Source organism: Streptomyces sp. TP-A0356 (assembly GCF_001417775.1).
Taxonomy (GTDB): domain Bacteria; phylum Actinomycetota; class Actinomycetes; order Streptomycetales; family Streptomycetaceae; genus Streptomyces.
The window spans coordinates 318905-335861 of the sequence record NZ_BBZJ01000017.1 but is presented as its reverse complement, the minus strand read 5'-3'; the positions used below and the strand labels follow the sequence as shown (position 1 = coordinate 335861).

Annotated in this window: 20 protein-coding genes; 19 read left to right on the top strand and 1 reads right to left on the bottom strand. The window is 72.4% G+C overall.

Going from position 1 to position 16957, the window contains the following annotated elements; genetic code table 11:
• The first annotated feature begins 663 nt into the window (after positions 1-663).
• From hisD to hisF, 8 genes are read left to right on the top strand one after another with little or no spacing between them, the layout of a single operon-like run.
• Entirely contained in the window at positions 664-1989 is a 1326-nt protein-coding gene (hisD, locus tag ASC56_RS14655; RefSeq protein ID WP_055491810.1) for a histidinol dehydrogenase, read from the top strand.
• Entirely contained in the window at positions 1986-3092 is a 1107-nt protein-coding gene (locus tag ASC56_RS14650) for a histidinol-phosphate transaminase (RefSeq protein ID WP_055491809.1), read from the top strand. The genes hisD and ASC56_RS14650 overlap by 4 nt, the downstream gene beginning before the upstream one ends.
• Complete coding sequence (hisB, locus tag ASC56_RS14645; protein WP_055491808.1) at positions 3089-3682, top strand: imidazoleglycerol-phosphate dehydratase HisB; 594 nt, start codon at positions 3089-3091, stop codon at positions 3680-3682. Before ASC56_RS14650 ends, hisB begins: the two co-directional genes overlap by 4 nt.
• Positions 3679-3843, top strand: a complete 165-nt coding sequence (locus ASC56_RS41195) for a hypothetical protein (protein WP_055491807.1) — start codon at positions 3679-3681, stop codon at positions 3841-3843. Before hisB ends, ASC56_RS41195 begins: the two co-directional genes overlap by 4 nt.
• Positions 3834-4481 carry an imidazole glycerol phosphate synthase subunit HisH gene (gene hisH / locus ASC56_RS14635; RefSeq protein ID WP_055491806.1) on the top strand — a complete coding sequence of 216 codons (648 nt, stop codon included), beginning with the start codon at positions 3834-3836 and terminating at the stop codon, positions 4479-4481. Before ASC56_RS41195 ends, hisH begins: the two co-directional genes overlap by 10 nt.
• 3 nt (positions 4482-4484) lie before the next feature.
• Positions 4485-5210: a bifunctional 1-(5-phosphoribosyl)-5-((5-phosphoribosylamino)methylideneamino)imidazole-4-carboxamide isomerase/phosphoribosylanthranilate isomerase PriA gene (gene priA, locus ASC56_RS14630; protein WP_055491805.1), complete on the top strand. Its 726-nt coding sequence runs from the start codon at positions 4485-4487 to the stop codon at positions 5208-5210.
• On the top strand, positions 5207-5611 hold the full coding sequence (locus tag ASC56_RS14625; protein WP_055491804.1) for a RidA family protein: 405 nt from the start codon (positions 5207-5209) through the stop codon (positions 5609-5611). The genes priA and ASC56_RS14625 overlap by 4 nt, the downstream gene beginning before the upstream one ends.
• Positions 5608-6363 (top strand): imidazole glycerol phosphate synthase subunit HisF, encoded by a 756-nt coding sequence (gene hisF / locus ASC56_RS14620; RefSeq protein WP_055491803.1) that lies wholly within the window; start codon positions 5608-5610, stop codon positions 6361-6363. Before ASC56_RS14625 ends, hisF begins: the two co-directional genes overlap by 4 nt.
• A gap of 64 nt (positions 6364-6427) precedes the next feature.
• Here hisF and ASC56_RS14615 read toward each other — a convergent pair whose 3' ends face one another.
• A complete protein-coding gene (locus tag ASC56_RS14615) occupies positions 6428-7063 on the bottom strand; it encodes a TIGR03085 family metal-binding protein (RefSeq protein WP_055491802.1) in 636 nt (211 codons plus the stop codon).
• An 83-nt stretch (positions 7064-7146) separates the two neighbouring features.
• On the opposite strand from ASC56_RS14615, the gene hisI reads away from it, so the two are divergent.
• The 11 genes from hisI (at position 7147) to lgt (ending at position 16908) form a co-directional block, all read left to right on the top strand.
• Positions 7147-7548: a phosphoribosyl-AMP cyclohydrolase gene (gene hisI, locus ASC56_RS14610; RefSeq protein WP_055491937.1), complete on the top strand. Its 402-nt coding sequence runs from the start codon at positions 7147-7149 to the stop codon at positions 7546-7548.
• An 11-nt stretch (positions 7549-7559) separates the two neighbouring features.
• Positions 7560-9038: an anthranilate synthase component I gene (locus tag ASC56_RS14605; RefSeq protein ID WP_055491801.1), complete on the top strand. Its 1479-nt coding sequence runs from the start codon at positions 7560-7562 to the stop codon at positions 9036-9038.
• Positions 9039-9123: 85 nt separating this feature from the next.
• Positions 9124-9762: a TIGR02234 family membrane protein gene (locus ASC56_RS14600; RefSeq protein WP_055491800.1), complete on the top strand. Its 639-nt coding sequence runs from the start codon at positions 9124-9126 to the stop codon at positions 9760-9762.
• Between the two features lie 116 nt (positions 9763-9878).
• On the top strand, positions 9879-10118 hold the full coding sequence (locus ASC56_RS14595) for an HGxxPAAW family protein (RefSeq protein ID WP_055491799.1): 240 nt from the start codon (positions 9879-9881) through the stop codon (positions 10116-10118).
• 885 nt (positions 10119-11003) lie between these two features.
• Positions 11004-11462 (top strand): DUF2752 domain-containing protein, encoded by a 459-nt coding sequence (locus ASC56_RS14590; protein ID WP_079102496.1) that lies wholly within the window; start codon positions 11004-11006, stop codon positions 11460-11462.
• Between the two features lie 175 nt (positions 11463-11637).
• Positions 11638-12447 carry an indole-3-glycerol phosphate synthase TrpC gene (gene trpC, locus ASC56_RS14585; RefSeq protein WP_055491798.1) on the top strand — a complete coding sequence of 270 codons (810 nt, stop codon included), beginning with the start codon at positions 11638-11640 and terminating at the stop codon, positions 12445-12447.
• Positions 12448-12468: 21 nt separating this feature from the next.
• Positions 12469-12666, top strand: coding sequence for a tryptophan biosynthesis modulator TrpM (gene trpM / locus ASC56_RS43100; RefSeq protein WP_079102509.1), 198 nt, complete (start codon positions 12469-12471; stop codon positions 12664-12666).
• 135 nt (positions 12667-12801) lie between these two features.
• Positions 12802-14088, top strand: a complete 1287-nt coding sequence (trpB, locus tag ASC56_RS14580) for a tryptophan synthase subunit beta (protein ID WP_055491797.1) — start codon at positions 12802-12804, stop codon at positions 14086-14088.
• Positions 14085-14900 (top strand): tryptophan synthase subunit alpha, encoded by an 816-nt coding sequence (gene trpA, locus ASC56_RS14575; protein ID WP_055491796.1) that lies wholly within the window; start codon positions 14085-14087, stop codon positions 14898-14900. The genes trpB and trpA overlap by 4 nt, the downstream gene beginning before the upstream one ends.
• A 120-nt stretch (positions 14901-15020) precedes the next feature.
• Positions 15021-15797 carry a thioredoxin domain-containing protein gene (locus ASC56_RS14570; RefSeq protein ID WP_055491795.1) on the top strand — a complete coding sequence of 259 codons (777 nt, stop codon included), beginning with the start codon at positions 15021-15023 and terminating at the stop codon, positions 15795-15797.
• Positions 15798-15882: 85 nt separating this feature from the next.
• A complete protein-coding gene (gene lgt / locus ASC56_RS14565; protein ID WP_055491794.1) occupies positions 15883-16908 on the top strand; it encodes a prolipoprotein diacylglyceryl transferase in 1026 nt (341 codons plus the stop codon).
• Positions 16909-16957 lie beyond the last annotated feature (49 nt).

Below are 16957 nucleotides of genomic sequence, written 5' to 3'. Positions count from 1 at the left end.
CGTCCCGTTCCGGCACACGCGGCCCGATCAGTGATCCCGGCTCCGGCGTAGATGCACTGGTCGCCGCCCTCGGCCCGGACCGCCGTCCCCGCCCCCGACGCCCGCTCGCCCGGACCCCCGCCCCGCCTCCGGCCCCGACGCCTGCCCGGACCCCCGCCCCCGCCTCCGACACGGGCACCCTCGGCGCTCGCCCGGACACCGCCCCGCCTCCGACAGGGGCACCCTCGGACCACGGCGTCCGGCTCGACAGGCGCTCGCCCGGACCCTCGCCCCGCCCCGACACGCGGACCTCCGGACCACGGCGTCCGGCTCGACAGGCGCTCGCCCGGACCCTCGCCCCGCGCCGACACGCGCACCCTCGGCCCCTCGACACGCGTCGCCCGGACCCCCGCCCCCGACATGCGCAACGCGCACCCTCGGACCGCCGCTCCCGTCCCCGAACCCGCGCGCTGCCGGACCCCATGGCTCCGACACGCCGACCCGGGTGTCGGCTTCCGTCCTGGGCGATGGGGGACGGGACGTCGTGAGCGGCCCGCGACCCGTGTCCCACAAGCCGTCGGATTCGACGGCCTCCGCCACGTGGCCCACTCGACCGGACACGCTGCGTATCAGCCACTGATACGGGCGTCCGACGGGCCCGTGCCGTCTGAGAGAATTGGGGCTGTGATCTCCCGAATCGATCTGCGCGGCGACGCCCTCCCCGAGGGCCCCGCCCTGCGCGACCTGCTGCCCCGAGCCGACTTCGACGTTCAGGCCGCCCTGGAGAAGGTGCGTCCGATCTGCGAAGCCGTGCATCATCGGGGCGACGCGGCGCTGATCGACTTCGCGGAGAAGTTCGACGGTGTGCGGCTCGCATCCGTACGGGTTCCGGCCGAGGCGCTCAGCGAGGCGCTGGACCGGCTCGACCCGGCCGTGCGCGCGGCCCTGGAGGAGTCCATCCGCCGCGCCCGGCTCGTCCACCGTGAGCAGCGCCGCACCGCGCACACCACCCAGGTCGTGCCCGGCGGCTCGGTCACCGAGAAGTGGGTGCCGGTGGAGCGCGTCGGGCTGTACGCGCCCGGTGGCCGGTCCGTGTACCCGTCGTCGGTGATCATGAACGTCGTGCCCGCGCAGGAGGCCGGCGTCGAGTCGATCGCCCTCTCCTCCCCGGCCCAGGCCGAGTTCGGTGGTCTGCCGCATCCGACGATCCTCGCCGCGTGCGCACTGCTGGGCGTCGACGAGGTGTACGCGGCCGGCGGCGCGACCGCCGTGGCCATGTTCGCCTACGGCACCGAGTCCTGCCCGCCCGCCAACATGGTCACCGGCCCCGGCAACATCTGGGTCGCCGCGGCCAAGCGCTACTTCACCGGCAGGATCGGCATCGACACCGAGGCCGGTCCCACCGAGATCGCGATCCTCGCGGACGAGACCGCCGACCCAGTGCACGTGGCCTCGGACCTGATCAGCCAGGCCGAGCACGACCCGCTGGCGGCCGCCGTCCTCGTCACCGACTCGGTCGAGCTGGCGGACGCCGTGGAGAAGGAGCTGGAGCCGCAGGTCGAGGCCACCAAGCACATCGAGGACCGGATCCGCCCGGCGCTCGCGGGCAAGCAGTCCGCGATCGTGCTGGTCGACGGCGTCGACGAGGGCCTCAGGGTGGTCGACGCGTACGGCGCCGAGCACCTGGAGATCCAGACGGCGGACGCCGCCGCGGTCGCCGACCGGGTGCGGAACGCGGGCGCGATCTTCGTCGGTCCCTGGGCGCCGGTCTCGCTGGGCGACTACGCGGCCGGCTCGAACCACGTGCTGCCGACCGGGGGCTGCGCCTGCCACTCCTCGGGTCTGTCCGTCCAGTCCTTCCTGCGCGGCATCCACATCGTCGACTACACCAGGGACGCGCTGGCCGAGGTCGCGCACCACGTGGTGACGCTCGCGGACGCGGAGGACCTGCCGGCGCACGGCGCGGCGATCAAGGCCAGGTTCGGTTGGAAGGTGCCCGAAAGCAAGTGACCGGAATCGACGATCTCCCCGTACGGGACGAGCTGCGCGGCAAGTCCCCCTACGGCGCGCCCCAGCTGGACGTCCCCGTACGGCTGAACACCAACGAGAACCCCTACCCGCTGCCCGAGCCGCTGGTGGAGCGGATCGCCGAGCGCGTGCGCGAGGCCGCCCGCGACCTCAACCGCTACCCGGACCGGGACGCGGTCGAACTGCGCACGAAGCTCGCCGAGTATCTGACGAAGACCGGCAGGCACGAGGTCGGCCCCGAGAACGTCTGGGCGGCCAACGGCTCCAACGAGATCATCCAGCAGCTGCTGCAGACCTTCGGCGGACCGGGCCGCACGGCGATCGGCTTCGAGCCGTCGTACTCGATGCACGCGCTCATCGCGCGCGGCACGGGCACCGGCTGGATCGCGGGCCCCCGCAACGAGGACTTCACGATCGGCCTCGCCGCCGCCGAGCAGGCGATCGCCGAGAACCGGCCGGACGTCGTCTTCATCACGACCCCCAACAACCCCACGGGCAACGCGGTCCCCGCCGAGACGGTCCTCGCCCTGTACGAGGCCGCGCAGGCCGCGAAGCCGTCCATGGTCATCGTGGACGAGGCGTACATCGAGTTCAGCCACGGCGACTCGCTGCTGCCCCTCATCGAAGGTCGGCCGAATCTCGTCGTCTCGCGGACGATGTCGAAGGCGTTCGGGGCGGCCGGCCTCCGCCTCGGCTATCTCGCCGCGCACCCGGCGGTCGTGGACGCCGTCCAGCTCGTACGGCTGCCGTACCACCTGTCGGCGATCACCCAGGCGACCGCCCTGGCCGCCCTGGAGCACACCGACACACTGCTGAAGTACGTCGAGCAGCTGAAGTCCGAGCGCGACCGGCTGGTCGCCGAGCTGCGCGCGATCGGTTACGACGTCACCGCGTCCGATGCCAACTTCGTGCAGTTCGGGCGGTTCGCCGACGCCCAGGAGGCCTGGCGGAAGATCCTCGACCGGGGCGTCCTGGTCCGGGACAACGGCGTACCGGGGTGGCTACGGGTCAGCGCCGGAACCCCGGAGGAGAACGACGCGTTCCTCGACGCGGTCCGTGAACTGAAGAAGGAGCAGAGCGCATGAACCGCGTAGGGCGCGTGGAGCGCACCACCAAGGAGACCTCGGTCGTCGTCGAGATCGACCTCGACGGCACCGGTAGGACCGACATCGCGACGGGTGTCGGCTTCTACGACCACATGCTCGACCAGCTCGGCCGGCACGGTCTGTTCGACCTGACCGTGAAGACCGAGGGCGACCTGCACATCGACTCGCACCACACCATCGAGGACACCGCCCTCGCGCTCGGCGCCGCCTTCAAGCAGGCGCTCGGCGACAAGGTGGGGATCTACCGCTTCGGCAACTGCACGGTCCCGCTGGACGAGTCGCTCGCCCAGGTCACCGTGGACCTGTCCGGCCGCCCGTACCTGGTGCACACCGAGCCGGAGAACATGGCGCCGATGATCGGCGAGTACGACACCACGATGACCCGGCACATACTGGAGTCCTTCGTCGCCCAGGCCCAGATCGCGCTGCACGTGCACGTGCCGTACGGACGCAACGCGCACCACATCGTGGAGTGCCAGTTCAAGGCGCTGGCCCGGGCCCTGCGCTACGCCAGCGAGCGAGATCCGCGCGCGGCCGGGATCCTTCCCTCCACGAAGGGCGCGCTGTGAACGGGACGTCGACCGCTCTGATCGTCGTCGGCCTCTTCCTGGTCGGCGGGATCATCTCCTTCGTCAAGCAGAAGATGCCGACGAGCCTCGTCGTGCTGCTCTCCATCGGCGCGGCGCTGTGTCTCGTCGCGGGCGTCCTGCGGCTGGGGGTGTGGAATTGAGCGCCGCCAAGAGCGTCGTCGTCTTCGACTACGGCTTCGGCAACGTCCGCTCCGCGGAGCGTGCCCTCGCCCGCGCGGGAGCCGATGTCGAGATCACCCGCGACTTCGACAAGGCCATGAACGCGGACGGCCTGCTGGTGCCGGGCGTCGGCGCCTTCGCCGCCTGTATGCAGGGACTGCGCGGCGCGCGCGGCGACTGGATCATCGGCCGTCGCCTGGCGGGCGGTCGCCCGGTGATGGGCATCTGCGTCGGCATGCAGATCCTGTTCGCCCGCGGCATCGAGCACGGCGTCGAGAGCGAGGGCCTCGACGAGTGGCCCGGCACGGTCGGGCCGCTCCAGGCCGACGTCGTGCCCCACATGGGCTGGAACACCGTCGAGGCACCGGCCGACTCCGAACTGTTCGCCGGTCTCGACCCGGACGCGCGCTTCTACTTCGTGCACTCCTACGCCGTCCACGACTGGCAGCTGGAGACGCACAGCCCGATGCTGCACGCGCCCAAGGTGACCTGGTCGACCCACGGCAAGTCCTTCGTGGCGGCCGTCGAGAACGGCGCCCTGTGGGCCACGCAGTTCCACCCCGAGAAGTCCGGCGACGCCGGAGCGCAGCTGCTCACCAACTGGATCGGAACCCTGTAGACCATGGCCAAGCTCGAACTCCTCCCCGCCGTCGACGTCCGCGACGGCCAGGCCGTCCGCCTCGTGCACGGCGAGTCCGGTACGGAGACCTCGTACGGCTCCCCGCTGGAGGCCGCCCTCGCCTGGCAGCGGGCGGGCGCCGAGTGGCTGCACCTGGTCGACCTGGACGCCGCGTTCGGCACCGGCGACAACCGTGAGCTGATCGCGCAGGTGGCCAAGGCGATGGACATCAAGGTGGAGCTGTCCGGCGGCATCCGCGACGACGACACCCTGGCCGCCGCCCTCGCCACCGGCTGCACCCGCGTGAACCTCGGCACGGCTGCCCTGGAGACCCCGGAGTGGGTCGCCAAGGTGATCGCCGAGCACGGTGACAAGATCGCGGTCGGCCTCGACGTACGCGGCACCACCCTGCGCGGCCGTGGCTGGACCCGCGACGGCGGTGACCTCTACGAGACGCTGGAGCGCCTCGACAAGGAGGGCTGCGCGCGGTACGTGGTCACCGACATCGCCAAGGACGGCACGCTCCAGGGCCCGAACCTGGAGCTGCTGAGGAACGTCTGCGCCGCCACCGACCGCCCGGTCGTGGCCTCCGGCGGCGTGTCGTCCCTGGACGACCTGCGGGCGATCGCCGACCTCGTCCCGCTCGGTGTCGAGGGCGCCATCGTAGGGAAGGCCCTGTACGCGAGGGCGTTCACCCTGGAAGAGGCCTTGGAGGCTGTGTCGTCATGACGTCCGAAGCCGTGCGGCGCGTGCAGAGCGGAAATCCCTGGGAAGACTCCTTCGGTTTCGCTCGGGCCGTCGCGGCGGGCGACCGCGTGCTGGTGGCGGGCACGACGGCCTTCCGCGGCCCGGTGCTGTACGGGGAGGGCGACCCGTACGAGCAGGCCAAGGTCGCCTTCACCACCGCGGTCGAGGCGATCGGCGAGTTCGGGCTCGGCGTCGAGTCCGTGATCCGTACCCGGATGTACCTGGCGCATCCGCGGGACGTCGACGAGGTGGGCCGGGCCCACAAGGAGCTGTTCGACTCCGTGCGCCCGGCCGCGACCCTGCTGGTCGTGGACGGCTTCGTCGACCCGCGCGTCCTGGTGTCGGTGGAACTAGAAGCATTCAGAGGAGCCGTGGATTCATGACCCTGGCGGTCCGAGTCATCCCCTGCCTGGACGTGGACAACGGCCGGGTCGTCAAGGGCGTCAACTTCCAGAACCTGCGCGACGCGGGCGACCCCGTCGAGATGGCCAAGGTGTACGACGCCGAGGGCGCCGACGAGCTGACGTTCCTGGACATCACCGCGTCCTCGGGCAACCGCGAGACGACGTACGACGTGGTGCGCCGCACCGCCGAGCAGGTGTTCATCCCGCTGACCGTCGGCGGCGGCGTCCGTACGGCCGAGGACGTGGACAGGTTGCTGCGCGCGGGCGCCGACAAGGTCGGCGTGAACACGGCCGCGATCGCCCGCCCGGACCTGATCCGGGAGATCGCCGAGCGTTTCGGGCGCCAGGTGCTGGTCCTGTCCGTGGACGCGCGCAGGACTCCGTCCGGGGGCTTCGAGGTGACGACGCACGGCGGGCGCCGGGGCACCGGCCTGGACGCGATCGAGTGGGCGCACCGGGCCGCCGAGCTGGGCGCGGGCGAGATCCTGCTGAACTCGATGGACGCCGACGGCACCAAGGACGGCTACGACCTGGAGATGATCGCGGCCGTACGCAAGCACGTGACCGTCCCGGTCATCGCGTCGGGCGGCGCGGGCAAGCTGGCCGACTTCCCGCCGGCCGTCGCCGCGGGCGCGGACGCGGTACTGGCGGCCTCCGTGTTCCACTTCGGGGACCTGCGGATCGGCGAGGTGAAGGAGTCACTGAGAGCGGCGGGACACCCGGTCCGGTGACACCACGCCCGGCTTGAGCCCCGGTCACCCGACGGTGGCCGGGGTTCCCCGCTGAGGCGCCGGCTCAGATGCCCAGTTCCTTCGCCTCGCGCAGCGTCGTGATCGCTTCCTTGTCGCCCTCCAGTGCCACGTCCGCCACCCGCTGCCGCCCGAGCGAGAACATCAGCAGCTCCGAGGGCTCGCCGGTTGCCGTCACCACCGGCGTGCCCCGGTGCGCGACCGCCGTCTGCCCGTCCGGACGGCGCAGCACCAGGCCCGTCGGCGCGGCCCGGCCGGTCAGCCGGGCGGTCCGCTCCAGCCGCGACCACAGCGCGTCCTGGAACACCGGGTCCAGCTCACGCGGCGTCCAGTCGGGCTGCGCCCGGCGTACGTCCTCGGTGTGGACGTAGAACTCGACGGTGTTCGACATCTCGTCGATCTGCTTCAGGGCGAACGGCGAGAACCGCGGTGGACCCGTACGGATGAGCTGGATCAGCTCCTCGTAGGGCTTCTCGGTGAACTCCGCCATCACCCGCTCCAGGCGCGGCGCGAGCTGCTTGACGAGGATGCCCCCGGCGGCGTCCGGGCGCCGCTCGCGCACGACCACGTGCGCGGCCAGGTCACGGGTGGTCCAGCCCTCGCACAGCGTGGAGGCGTCCGGGCCCGTGGCCTCCAACAGGTCGGCGAGAAGAAGTCGTTCACGCTTCGCATGGGTCGACATGCAGTCAGCGTACGACCGGGGACACGGTCCGCCCACCGGGCGGGTGGCCGGGGAGGCCGGTGCGGCGCGGCACAATGGTCGGCATGACCAGCACGCCTCCGCCCAGCAGGCCCAGTGGCCTGGACCCCGAGATCGCGGCGCGTCTCAAGCGCGGCGCCGACGGGCTGCTCCCCGCGATCGCCCAGCAGTACGACACCGGTGAGGTGCTGATGCTCGGCTGGATGGACGACGAGGCGCTGCAGCGCACCCTGACGACCGGCCGGTGCACCTACTGGTCGCGCAGCCGGCGGGAGTACTGGGTGAAGGGCGATACGTCCGGCCACGTCCAGTACGTGAAGTCGGTGGCCCTGGACTGCGACGCCGACACCCTGCTCGTCAAGGTGGACCAGGTGGGCGCCGCCTGCCACACCGGTGACCGCACCTGCTTCGACGCCGACGTGCTCCTCGAGGACGCCGCGTCCGGCGCGGCCTCCGCGGATCAGTAGGGTCGGCCGCCATGGACCTCGACACGTTCCGCAAGCTGGCCGCCGACCGCCGCGTCATCCCCGTCACGCGCAAGCTCCTCGCCGACGGCGACACCCCGGTCGCGCTCTACCGCAAGCTCGCCGCGGAGCGCCCCGGCACCTTCCTGCTGGAGTCCGCGGAGAATGGCCGGACCTGGTCCCGCTACTCCTTCGTGGGCGTCCGCAGCGCCGCCACCCTGACCGAGAAGGACGGGCACGCCCACTGGCTCGGCGCCCCGCCCGTCGGAGTCCCGGTCGGCGGCGACCCGCTGGCCGCCCTCCGGGCCACCGTCGAGGCCCTGCACACGCCCCGTCAGGATGGCCTGCCGCCCTTCACCGGCGGCATGGTGGGCTATCTGGGCTACGACATCGTGCGCCGCCTGGAGAAGATCGGCCCCGGCGAGCGGGACGACCTCCGGCTGCCCGAGCTGACCATGCTCCTCACCAGCGACCTCGCCGTGATGGACCACTGGGAGGGCTCGGTCCTGCTGATCGCCAACGCGATCAACCACAACGACCTGGACACCGGCGTCGACGAGGCCTACGCGGACGCCGTGGCCCGCCTGGACGCCATGGAGGCGGACCTCTCGCGCCCGGTCGCCCAGCCCCCGGCGGTCCTGCCGCCCTCCGAACTCCCCGAGTACACCGCCGGGTGGGGCGGCAAGGACTTCCAGGAGGCCGTCGAGGACGTCAAGGAGCGCATCCGCGCGGGCGAGGCCTTCCAGGTCGTACCGTCGCAGCGCTTCGAAACCCCGTGCACGGCGAGCGCGTTGGACGTCTACCGGGTGCTGCGGGCCACCAACCCGTCCCCGTACATGTACCTGTTCCGCTTCGACGGCTTCGACGTCGTCGGGTCCAGCCCGGAAGCGCTGGTGAAGGTCGAGGACGGCCGGGCCATGGTGCACCCGATCGCCGGTACCCGGCACCGCGGGGCGACCCCCCAGGAGGACCAGGCCCTCGCCGAGGAACTGCTGGCCGACCCCAAGGAGCGCGCCGAGCACCTGATGCTCGTCGACCTCGGCCGCAACGACCTCGGACGGGTCTGCGAGCCAGGCTCGGTCGAGGTCGTCGACTTCATGTCCGTCGAGCGGTACTCCCACGTGATGCACATCGTCTCGACCGTCACGGGCCGGGTCGCCGAGGGCCGCACGGCCTTCGACGTCCTGACGGCCTGCTTCCCGGCCGGCACCCTCTCCGGCGCGCCCAAGCCGCGCGCCATGCAGATCATCGACGAACTCGAGCCGTCCCGGCGCGGGTTGTACGGCGGCTGCGTCGGCTACCTCGACTTCGCGGGCGACTCCGACACCGCCATCGCGATCCGCACGGCCCTGCTGCGGGAGGGCACGGCGTACGTCCAGGCGGGCGCGGGCATCGTCGCCGACTCCGACCCGGTCGCCGAGGACAACGAGTGCCGCAACAAGGCGGCGGCGGTCCTGCGCGCGGTCCACACGGCCAACCGGCTGGGCCGCTAGGGGGCTCATGGATCGGGGCCGTGAGGATCCACACGTCACCCGCTGAGGGGGCCCGGGTGACGGTTGGCCCGGGCCTCAGGCGATAGTGGAGTACGTGACTGCCGTACCTCACCCCCGATCCGAGGCCGCCGCACCCGTCAGGTTCGCCCGCCGAAGCCTCGCCCTCGCCCTGCTGTGCGGGGCGGTCGGCGCGGCCGTGGCGCTGCTCTCCTCCCGGCAGGGCTGGTCGGCGGGCACCGTGACGGTGGCCGGCGGCGACTTCCCGCTGACCGCCAAGGGCAGCGACGTCACGGGCGTGCCCGCGGCCCTCGCCATAGTGGGCCTCGCCGCGCTCGTCGCCGTCTTCGCCGTCCGCAGAGCCGGGCGTCTGCTCGTCTCGGTGCTGCTCGCCCTCTCCGGCGCGGGCACCGTCGTGGCGGCGCTCCTCGGTGTCACCGACAGCTCGGCGCTCGACGAGAAGGCGGCACAGGCGGCCGGCGACACCTCCGCGACCGCGTCCGCGCTCACGCACACCGCCTGGCCGTACGTCGCGGCCCTGGGCGGTGCGCTCATCCTCGTCGCGGGACTCCTCGCCCTGCGCTACGGCCGACGGTGGCCCGCGATGTCCGGCCGTTACGAGCGCGACGGCACCCCCCGGCCGCGCAGGGCCAAGCCCGTCGACCCGGACCGCCCCGAGGACCTGTGGAAGGCGCTCGACCGGGGCGAGGACCCCACGGGCGCCTGACCGCTGCGCGGCCCCGGGACCGACGACCCCGCGATCACCGGATACGCGCGGGTACGGGACAATGGGCGCCGAGCGTCCGACTCACCCACACACATACAGCACACGAGGAGCAAGACATGGCGGGCAGCAGCCACGGCCACACCCCGGCCGCCTGGACCGGTGTCATCATCGCCGTCATCGGTTTCTGCGTCGCGGGCGCCTTCACCGTGATGGCCCAGCCCGTCGGCTTCTGGGCGGGCCTGGTGATCGTCGCCCTCGGTGGCGTCATCGGTGGCGTCATGCGCCAGATGGGCCTCGGCCAGCCCAAGACGCAGGCGCACTCGGCGCACCAGCCCGCGAGCGCGACGGAGCGCTGAGCGCTTCCCGAGTCGCCCATGAGGGGCGGCCCCGGCCAATGAGCCCGGGGCCGCCCCTCACGTTCTCGCACCCCGAGCCGCGATGCGCTCGGGGCGGCGTTGCGCTGGGGCGGTGGGGCGCTCGGGGCGGCGTTGCGGTGGGGCGGTGGGGCGGTGGGGCGCTCGGGGCTGCGGTGCGGTGGGGCGCTCGGGGCGGCGATGTGCTCGGGCGGAGGGGCGCCCAGGGCCACGGTGCGCGCGGGCTGAGGAGCGCTCGGGGCCGCGATGTGCTCAGGGTCGGGATGTGCTCGGGCGGAGAGGGGCGCTCAGGGCCGGAGGGGCGCTCAGGGCCGGAGGGGCGCTCGGGGCCGCGATGTCCTCAGGGCCGGGATGTGCTCGGGTCGTGGGGCGCTCAGGGCCGCGAGCGCTCGGGCCGAGGCGCGCTCAGGAGGCGATGCGCTCGGGGCGGCGGTGCGCTGGGGCGGTGGGGCGCTCAGGGCCGCGATGTGCTCGGGCCGAGGCGCGCTCAGGGCCGCGATGCCCTCCGGGCCGCAATGCGCACGGGCGGAGGGGCGCTCAGGGCCGCGATGTGCTCAGGGCGTCGATGCGCTCGGGACCGCGATGTGCCCAGGGCCGCAATGCGCTCAGGACCGCGATGCCCTCCGGGCCGCGTTGCGCTCGGGCTGAGGGGCGCTCAGGGCCGCGATGTGCCCAGGACCGCGGTGCCCTCAGGGCCGCGATGCCCCCAGGCCCGCGATGTGCTCGGGCCGAGGGGCGCTTCGGCGTCGGCCAGTGCGCTGTGGCGGGCCGCGCGGGAGAGGGGCGTGGCGCGCGGCGCTGCCGCGGAACCCGCCTCGCCGGCGACTGCGCGGAGCGAGCGGGCGAGGTGGCCGCGGAGCGGGCAGAATGCGGGGCGTGAACCCCGCATCGCCGCTTCCGCCCCCGCCCCCCACGGATGCCCGGGCCGCCGCCGCACTGCGGCGGATCGCCGTTCCCGCCGGGGTGCTGGCGGGCGTCGTCGGGGCCTTCGTGTACGTCGGGGCGGTGGACCCCAACCGACCCGGGCACTACCCGGTCTGCCCGCTGCTGCGCTTCGCCGGCGTGTACTGCCCCGGCTGCGGCGGACTGCGCAGCGCGCACGCCTTCGTGCACGGCGACTTCCTGGCGGCGCTCCAGGACAACGCACTGGCGGTCGTCGGCTATCTGATCTTCGCGGTGGTGTGGACCGTCTGGGCGGTCCGCGCGATGCGGGGACGGCCGCTTCGGGTCAATCTGGAACCAGTACACCTGTGGAGCCTGGGTGCCCTGCTCCTGGTCTTCACGGTTGTCCGGAACCTGCCGTTCGGTGGCTGGCTGCATCCTTGATCAACTGGGGAATGTCCAGGTAGTGGGACCGGCGTCAACCGGATGCGAGGCCTACGCCCTTCTCCGGATACCATCACAGTGACCACCGGTTTCGCCGCCGAGGCGGTCCCGGTGGGCCGGGGCCCAACCCCCGAGACTCTTCACATCGTCCACCGTCAGGAAGGGGGCCGCTCGCGTGAGTGTGCTCGACGAGATCATCGACGGAGTCCGTGCCGACCTCGCGGAGCGGCAGGCGCGCGTCAGCCTCGACGAGCTCAAGGAGCGCGCGGCGAAGGCTCCCGCGGCCAAGGACGGCGTCGCCGCGCTTCGCGGCGAGGGCGTCAACGTGATCTGCGAGGTCAAGCGGTCCAGCCCCTCCAAGGGCGCGCTCGCCGCGATCGCCGACCCCGCGGCCCTCGCCGCGGACTACGAGGCGGGCGGCGCCGCCGTCATCTCCGTCCTCACCGAGCAGCGCCGCTTCGGCGGCTCGCTGGCCGACCTCGAGGCGGTGCGGGCGCGGGTCGACATCCCGGTGCTGCGCAAGGACTTCATCGTCACCTCGTACCAGCTCTGGGAGGCCCGCGCGTACGGCGCCGACCTCGCCCTGCTGATCGTCGCCGCCCTCGACCAGCCCGCCCTGGAGTCCCTCATCGAGCGCGCCGAGTCCATCGGGCTCACGGCGCTCGTCGAGGTGCACGACGAGGAGGAGGTCGACCGTGCCGTCGACGCCGGCGCGAAGGTGATCGGCGTCAACGCGCGCAACCTCAAGACCCTGGAGGTCGACCGCTCCACCTTCGAGCGGGTCGCCCCGGAGGTGCCCGAGGGCATCGTGAAGGTCGCCGAGTCCGGGGTCCGCGGGCCCCACGATCTGATCGCGTACGCCAACGCGGGTGCCGACGCGGTGCTCGTGGGCGAGTCCCTGGTGACCGGGCGCGACCCGAAGACGGCGGTCGCCGACCTGGTGGCGGCGGGTGCGCACCCGGCCCTGCGGCACGGGCGCGGCTGAGCCCCAGTAGGGTTGGCGCTGATGATGCTCCCGATCACCGTGGCGACCAGGGATCCGTATGCCCGCCTCGCCCGTGGGTGCCGGCCGCGTGGTTGCCGGGCGCCCGCGCGGCGGGTGCACGGGCGGCGGGTGCGGTACGTCATCGGTGACGAGCCGGGGCAGGTCAACGGCATGCGATGGCGTCGCCCGCGTACGCGCCGCTCACCCGCGGTGAGCTGACCCGGGTTCGCCCGGTCGGCCGGGGGTGCCCCGCCGCCGTAGGTTCGCCGGCGGCCCCGGGCACGGCGCGCGTACGCGATCGACGTCACCCTCACTCCGACCAACCCGGGGCTTTCGCCCCTGCGAGGTAACCGCATGCCCAGCGAGTTCTTCATTCCCGACCCCGAGGGTCAGGTTCCCAGCGCCGAGGGGTACTTCGGTGCGTTCGGCGGAAAGTTCATCCCGGAGGCCCTCGTGGCCGCCGTGGACGAGGTCGCCGTCGAGTACGACAAGGCGAAGGCCGACCCCGAGTTCGCGCGCGAGCTCGACGATCTGCTCGTCAACTACACCGGCCGGCCCAGCGCCCTCACCGAGGTGCCCCGGTTCGCCGGGCACGCCGGTGGCGCCCGCGTGTTCCTCAAGCGCGAGGACCTCAACCACACCGGCTCCCACAAGATCAACAACGTGCTCGGTCAGGCCCTCCTCACCAAGAGGATGGGCAAGACGCGGGTCATCGCGGAGACCGGCGCCGGCCAGCACGGCGTCGCGACCGCCACCGCCTGCGCCCTCTTCGGGCTCGACTGCACCATCTACATGGGTGAGATCGACACCCGGCGCCAGGCTCTCAACGTCGCCCGTATGCGCATGCTCGGCGCCGAGGTCATCGCCGTGAAGTCCGGCTCGCGCACCCTCAAGGACGCCATCAACGAGGCGTTCCGCGACTGGGTCGCCAACGTCGACCACACCCACTACCTGTTCGGTACCGTGGCCGGCCCCCACCCCTTCCCGGCCATGGTGCGCGACTTCCACCGGGTGATCGGCGTGGAGGCGCGGCGGCAGCTCCTGGAGCGTGCCGGACGCCTGCCCGACGCCGCCGTCGCCTGCGTGGGCGGCGGCTCCAACGCCATCGGGCTCTTCCACGCGTTCATCCCGGACACGTCCGTGCGTCTCATCGGCTGCGAGCCCGCCGGTCACGGCATCGAGACCGGCGAGCACGCCGCCACCCTCACCGCCGGCGAGCCCGGCATCCTGCACGGCTCCAGGTCGTACGTCCTCCAGGACGACGAGGGCCAGATCACCGAGCCGTACTCGATCTCCGCGGGTCTCGACTACCCGGGCATCGGCCCCGAGCACTCGTACCTGAAGGACAGCGGCCGAGGCGAGTACCGGGCGATCACCGACGACGCGGCCATGCGGGCCCTGGAACTGTTGTCCCGCACCGAGGGGATCATCCCGGCCATCGAGAGCGCCCACGCGCTCGCCGGTGCCCTGGAGGTCGGCAGGGAGCTGGGCCCGGACGGCCTGATCGTCGTCAACCTGTCCGGGCGCGGCGACAAGGACATGGACACCGCCGCCCGGTACTTCGGCCTGTACGACACCGACGCGTCCGTCGCCGCGGACGCCGACAGCGACGCCGCGGAGATCGAGGGAGACGCCAAGTGAGCGGGAACATTCAGCTGCTGTCCGACACCCTCGCCGCCGCCAGGGCCGAGGGGCGCTCCGCGCTCATCGCCTACCTGCCGGCGGGCTTCCCCACCGTCGACGGCGGCATCGCCGCGGTCAAGGCGGCCCTCGACGGCGGCGCCGACATCGTCGAGGTGGGCCTGCCGCACAGCGACCCGGTCCTGGACGGACCGGTCATCCAGACGGCCGACGACATCGCCCTGCGCGGCGGCGTCCGGATCGCCGACGTCATGCGCACGGTGCGCGAGGCCCACGAGGCGACCGGGAAGCCGGTGCTCGTGATGACGTACTGGAATCCGATCGACAAGTACGGCGTGGAACGCTTCACCGCCGAGCTGGCCGAGGCGGGCGGCGCGGGCTGCATCCTGCCGGACCTGCCCGTGCAGGAGTCGGCCCTGTGGCGCGAGCACGCCGAGAAGCACGGGCTCGCCACGGTCTTCGTGGTCGCGCCCAGCAGCAAGGACGACCGGCTCGCCGAGATCACCGCGGCGGGCTCCGGCTTCGTCTACGCGGCCTCGCTCATGGGTGTCACCGGCACCCGTGAGACGGTCGGCGCGCAGGCCCAGGACCTGGTCCGGCGCACCCGGGCGACCACCGATCTGCCGGTCTGTGTCGGCCTGGGAGTCTCCAACGCCGCGCAGGCCGCCGAGGTGGCCGCCTTCGCCGACGGGGTGATCGTCGGCTCGGCGTTCGTGAAGCGGATCCTGGACGCCGAGGACGACGCGGCCGCCCTGGCGGCCGTGCGGACGCTGGCGGGCGAGCTGGCCGAGGGCGTACGCGGCACCGCGTGACGCCCAGCCGTCCTCACACCTACGGGTGAGGCCCGTACGAGACAGGCGATTCCCTCACTCGAACGGGTGGACCTGGGGCCGGGGAGGCGCGCTGCGCCTCCCCGGTTCGTTCTGCCGGATGTGAGCGAGAAGAACCGTGACGGAAAGCGGACCGCCCGTGAGCGGCTGGCGGTCGAGCGAGAGAAGCAGAAGGCCGCGGAGAAGCGCCGGCGGGCGCTGATCGTGGGCGCCTCGGTCGTCTGCGTTCTGGCCCTGGCGGCCGTGGGAGGCGTCCTGGCGGCCAACGCAGGCAAGAGAGGCAAGAGCGGCTCCGCCGGCCCCCTGGTGGTGCCCTCGGGGGCGACCGGCAAGGACAGACTCGCGATCCCGGTGGGCAAAGCCTCCGCCAAGTCGACCCTCACGGTGTGGGAGGACTTCCGCTGCCCGGCCTGCAAGGCCTATGAGACCGCCTACCGTCCGACGATCCGCCAGCTGGTCGACGCCGGTCAGCTGAGAGCCGAGTACCACCTGGTCACGCTCATCGACGGAAACCAGGGCGGCAGCGGCTCCCGCCACGCGGCGAACGCGGCGGCGTGCGCGCAGGACGCCGGGAAGTTCCGGGACTACCACGACGTGCTCTACGACAACCAGCCCATGGAAACGCAGGACTCGTTCGCGGACGACGCCAAGCTCATCGGGCTGGCGGGCAAGGTGAGCGGCCTCGACACCCCGGCGTTCCAGAAGTGCGTGAAGGACGGCACGCACAACAGCTGGGTGGAGAAGTCGAACGCCGCGTTCCAGAGCGGCCGTTTCAGCGGCACGCCGACGGTGCTTCTCGACGGCAAGAACATCTCCGGGGACCAGACGATGACACCGGCGAAGCTGAAGCAGATGGTGCAGGCGGCGAACAAGGCCTGAGGCCGGGCCGGGCGGGTTGCGTTATGGACCCGTAGCCGGGTGGGTTGCCACGCTGTGTGTCCGGCAGGGTAGCGTCGGTCCTGCCATGGAACTTGCCTACATCCCCAGCCCCTCGCGCGGAGTGCTGTACCTCGGCCCCATTCCGCTGCGCGGCTACGCGTTCTGCATCATCATCGGTGTCTTCGTGGCCGTGTGGCTCGGCAACAAGCGCTGGATCGCCAGGGGCGGCCGATCCGGCACGGTGGCCGACATCGCGGTCTGGGCCGTGCCCTTCGGCCTCGTCGGCGGTCGGCTGTACCACGTGATCACGGACTACGAGCTGTACTTCAGCGACGGCCGTAACTGGGTGGACGCCTTCAAGGTCTGGCAGGGCGGGCTCGGCATCTGGGGCGCGATCGCGCTCGGGGCGATCGGCGCGTGGATCGGCTGCAGGCGCCGGGGCATCCCGTTGCCGGCGTACGCCGACGCCGTGGCGCCCGGTATCGCCTTCGCCCAGGCGATCGGGCGCTGGGGCAACTGGTTCAACCAGGAGCTGTACGGACGGCCGACGGATCTGCCGTGGGCGCTGCACATCACGTCGTCGACGGACGGACGGGTGCCGGGGTACTACCACCCGACCTTCTTGTACGAGTCGCTGTGGTGCGTCGGGGCCGGGTTCCTGGTGATCTGGGCGGACCGCCGCTTCACCCTCGGGCACGGGCGGGCGTTCGCGCTGTACGTGGCCGCGTACTGCGTGGGCCGCGGTTGGATCGAGTACATGCGGGTCGACGACGCGCACCACATCCTGGGTCTGCGGCTGAACGACTGGACCGCCATCCTGGTGTTCCTGCTGGCCGTGACCTACATCGTGGTGTCGTCGCGGCTGCGGCCGGGACGCGAGGAAGTCGTGGAACCGGGTGCCGTCGGCGGTGCGGTCGAGGAGGACGGCGGCCCGGTGGAGCCGGAGAAGAAGCCCGAGCCGGAGCCGGAGAAGAAGCTCGAGCCGGAGCCGGAGGACAAGAAGCCGACCGCCGCGGAGACTCCTGAGGCCGCCGAGACCGCCGCGAGCTCAGAGACCTCCGAGACCTCCGAGGCATCGGAGGACGAGGCCAAGTCGGCCAAGAAGGGCTGACGGGCGTTCGTACGTCATCGGGGGCGCCGTATCGCGCGATACGGCGCCC

What these genes read in the sequence shown, in the direction of transcription:
- hisB (WP_055491808.1), top strand. Translation starts at nt 3,089, where the DNA reads ATGAACCGCGTAGGGCGCGTGGAGCGCACCACCAAGGAGACCTCGGTC.
- hisF (WP_055491803.1), top strand. Translation starts at nt 5,608, where the DNA reads ATGACCCTGGCGGTCCGAGTCATCCCCTGCCTGGACGTGGACAACGGC.
- priA (WP_055491805.1), top strand. Translation starts at nt 4,485, where the DNA reads ATGGCCAAGCTCGAACTCCTCCCCGCCGTCGACGTCCGCGACGGCCAG.
- ASC56_RS14590 (WP_079102496.1), top strand. Translation starts at nt 11,004, where the DNA reads ATGCGGGGCGTGAACCCCGCATCGCCGCTTCCGCCCCCGCCCCCCACG.
- ASC56_RS14595 (WP_055491799.1), top strand. Translation starts at nt 9,879, where the DNA reads ATGGCGGGCAGCAGCCACGGCCACACCCCGGCCGCCTGGACCGGTGTC.
- ASC56_RS14625 (WP_055491804.1), top strand. Translation starts at nt 5,207, where the DNA reads ATGACGTCCGAAGCCGTGCGGCGCGTGCAGAGCGGAAATCCCTGGGAA.
- trpB (WP_055491797.1), top strand. Translation starts at nt 12,802, where the DNA reads ATGCCCAGCGAGTTCTTCATTCCCGACCCCGAGGGTCAGGTTCCCAGC.
- trpM (WP_079102509.1), top strand. Translation starts at nt 12,469, where the DNA reads ATGATGCTCCCGATCACCGTGGCGACCAGGGATCCGTATGCCCGCCTC.
- lgt (WP_055491794.1), top strand. Translation starts at nt 15,883, where the DNA reads ATGGAACTTGCCTACATCCCCAGCCCCTCGCGCGGAGTGCTGTACCTC.
- ASC56_RS14605 (WP_055491801.1), top strand. Translation starts at nt 7,560, where the DNA reads ATGGACCTCGACACGTTCCGCAAGCTGGCCGCCGACCGCCGCGTCATC.
- hisI (WP_055491937.1), top strand. Translation starts at nt 7,147, where the DNA reads ATGACCAGCACGCCTCCGCCCAGCAGGCCCAGTGGCCTGGACCCCGAG.
- ASC56_RS14615 (WP_055491802.1), bottom strand. Translation starts at nt 7,063, where the DNA reads ATGTCGACCCATGCGAAGCGTGAACGACTTCTTCTCGCCGACCTGTTG.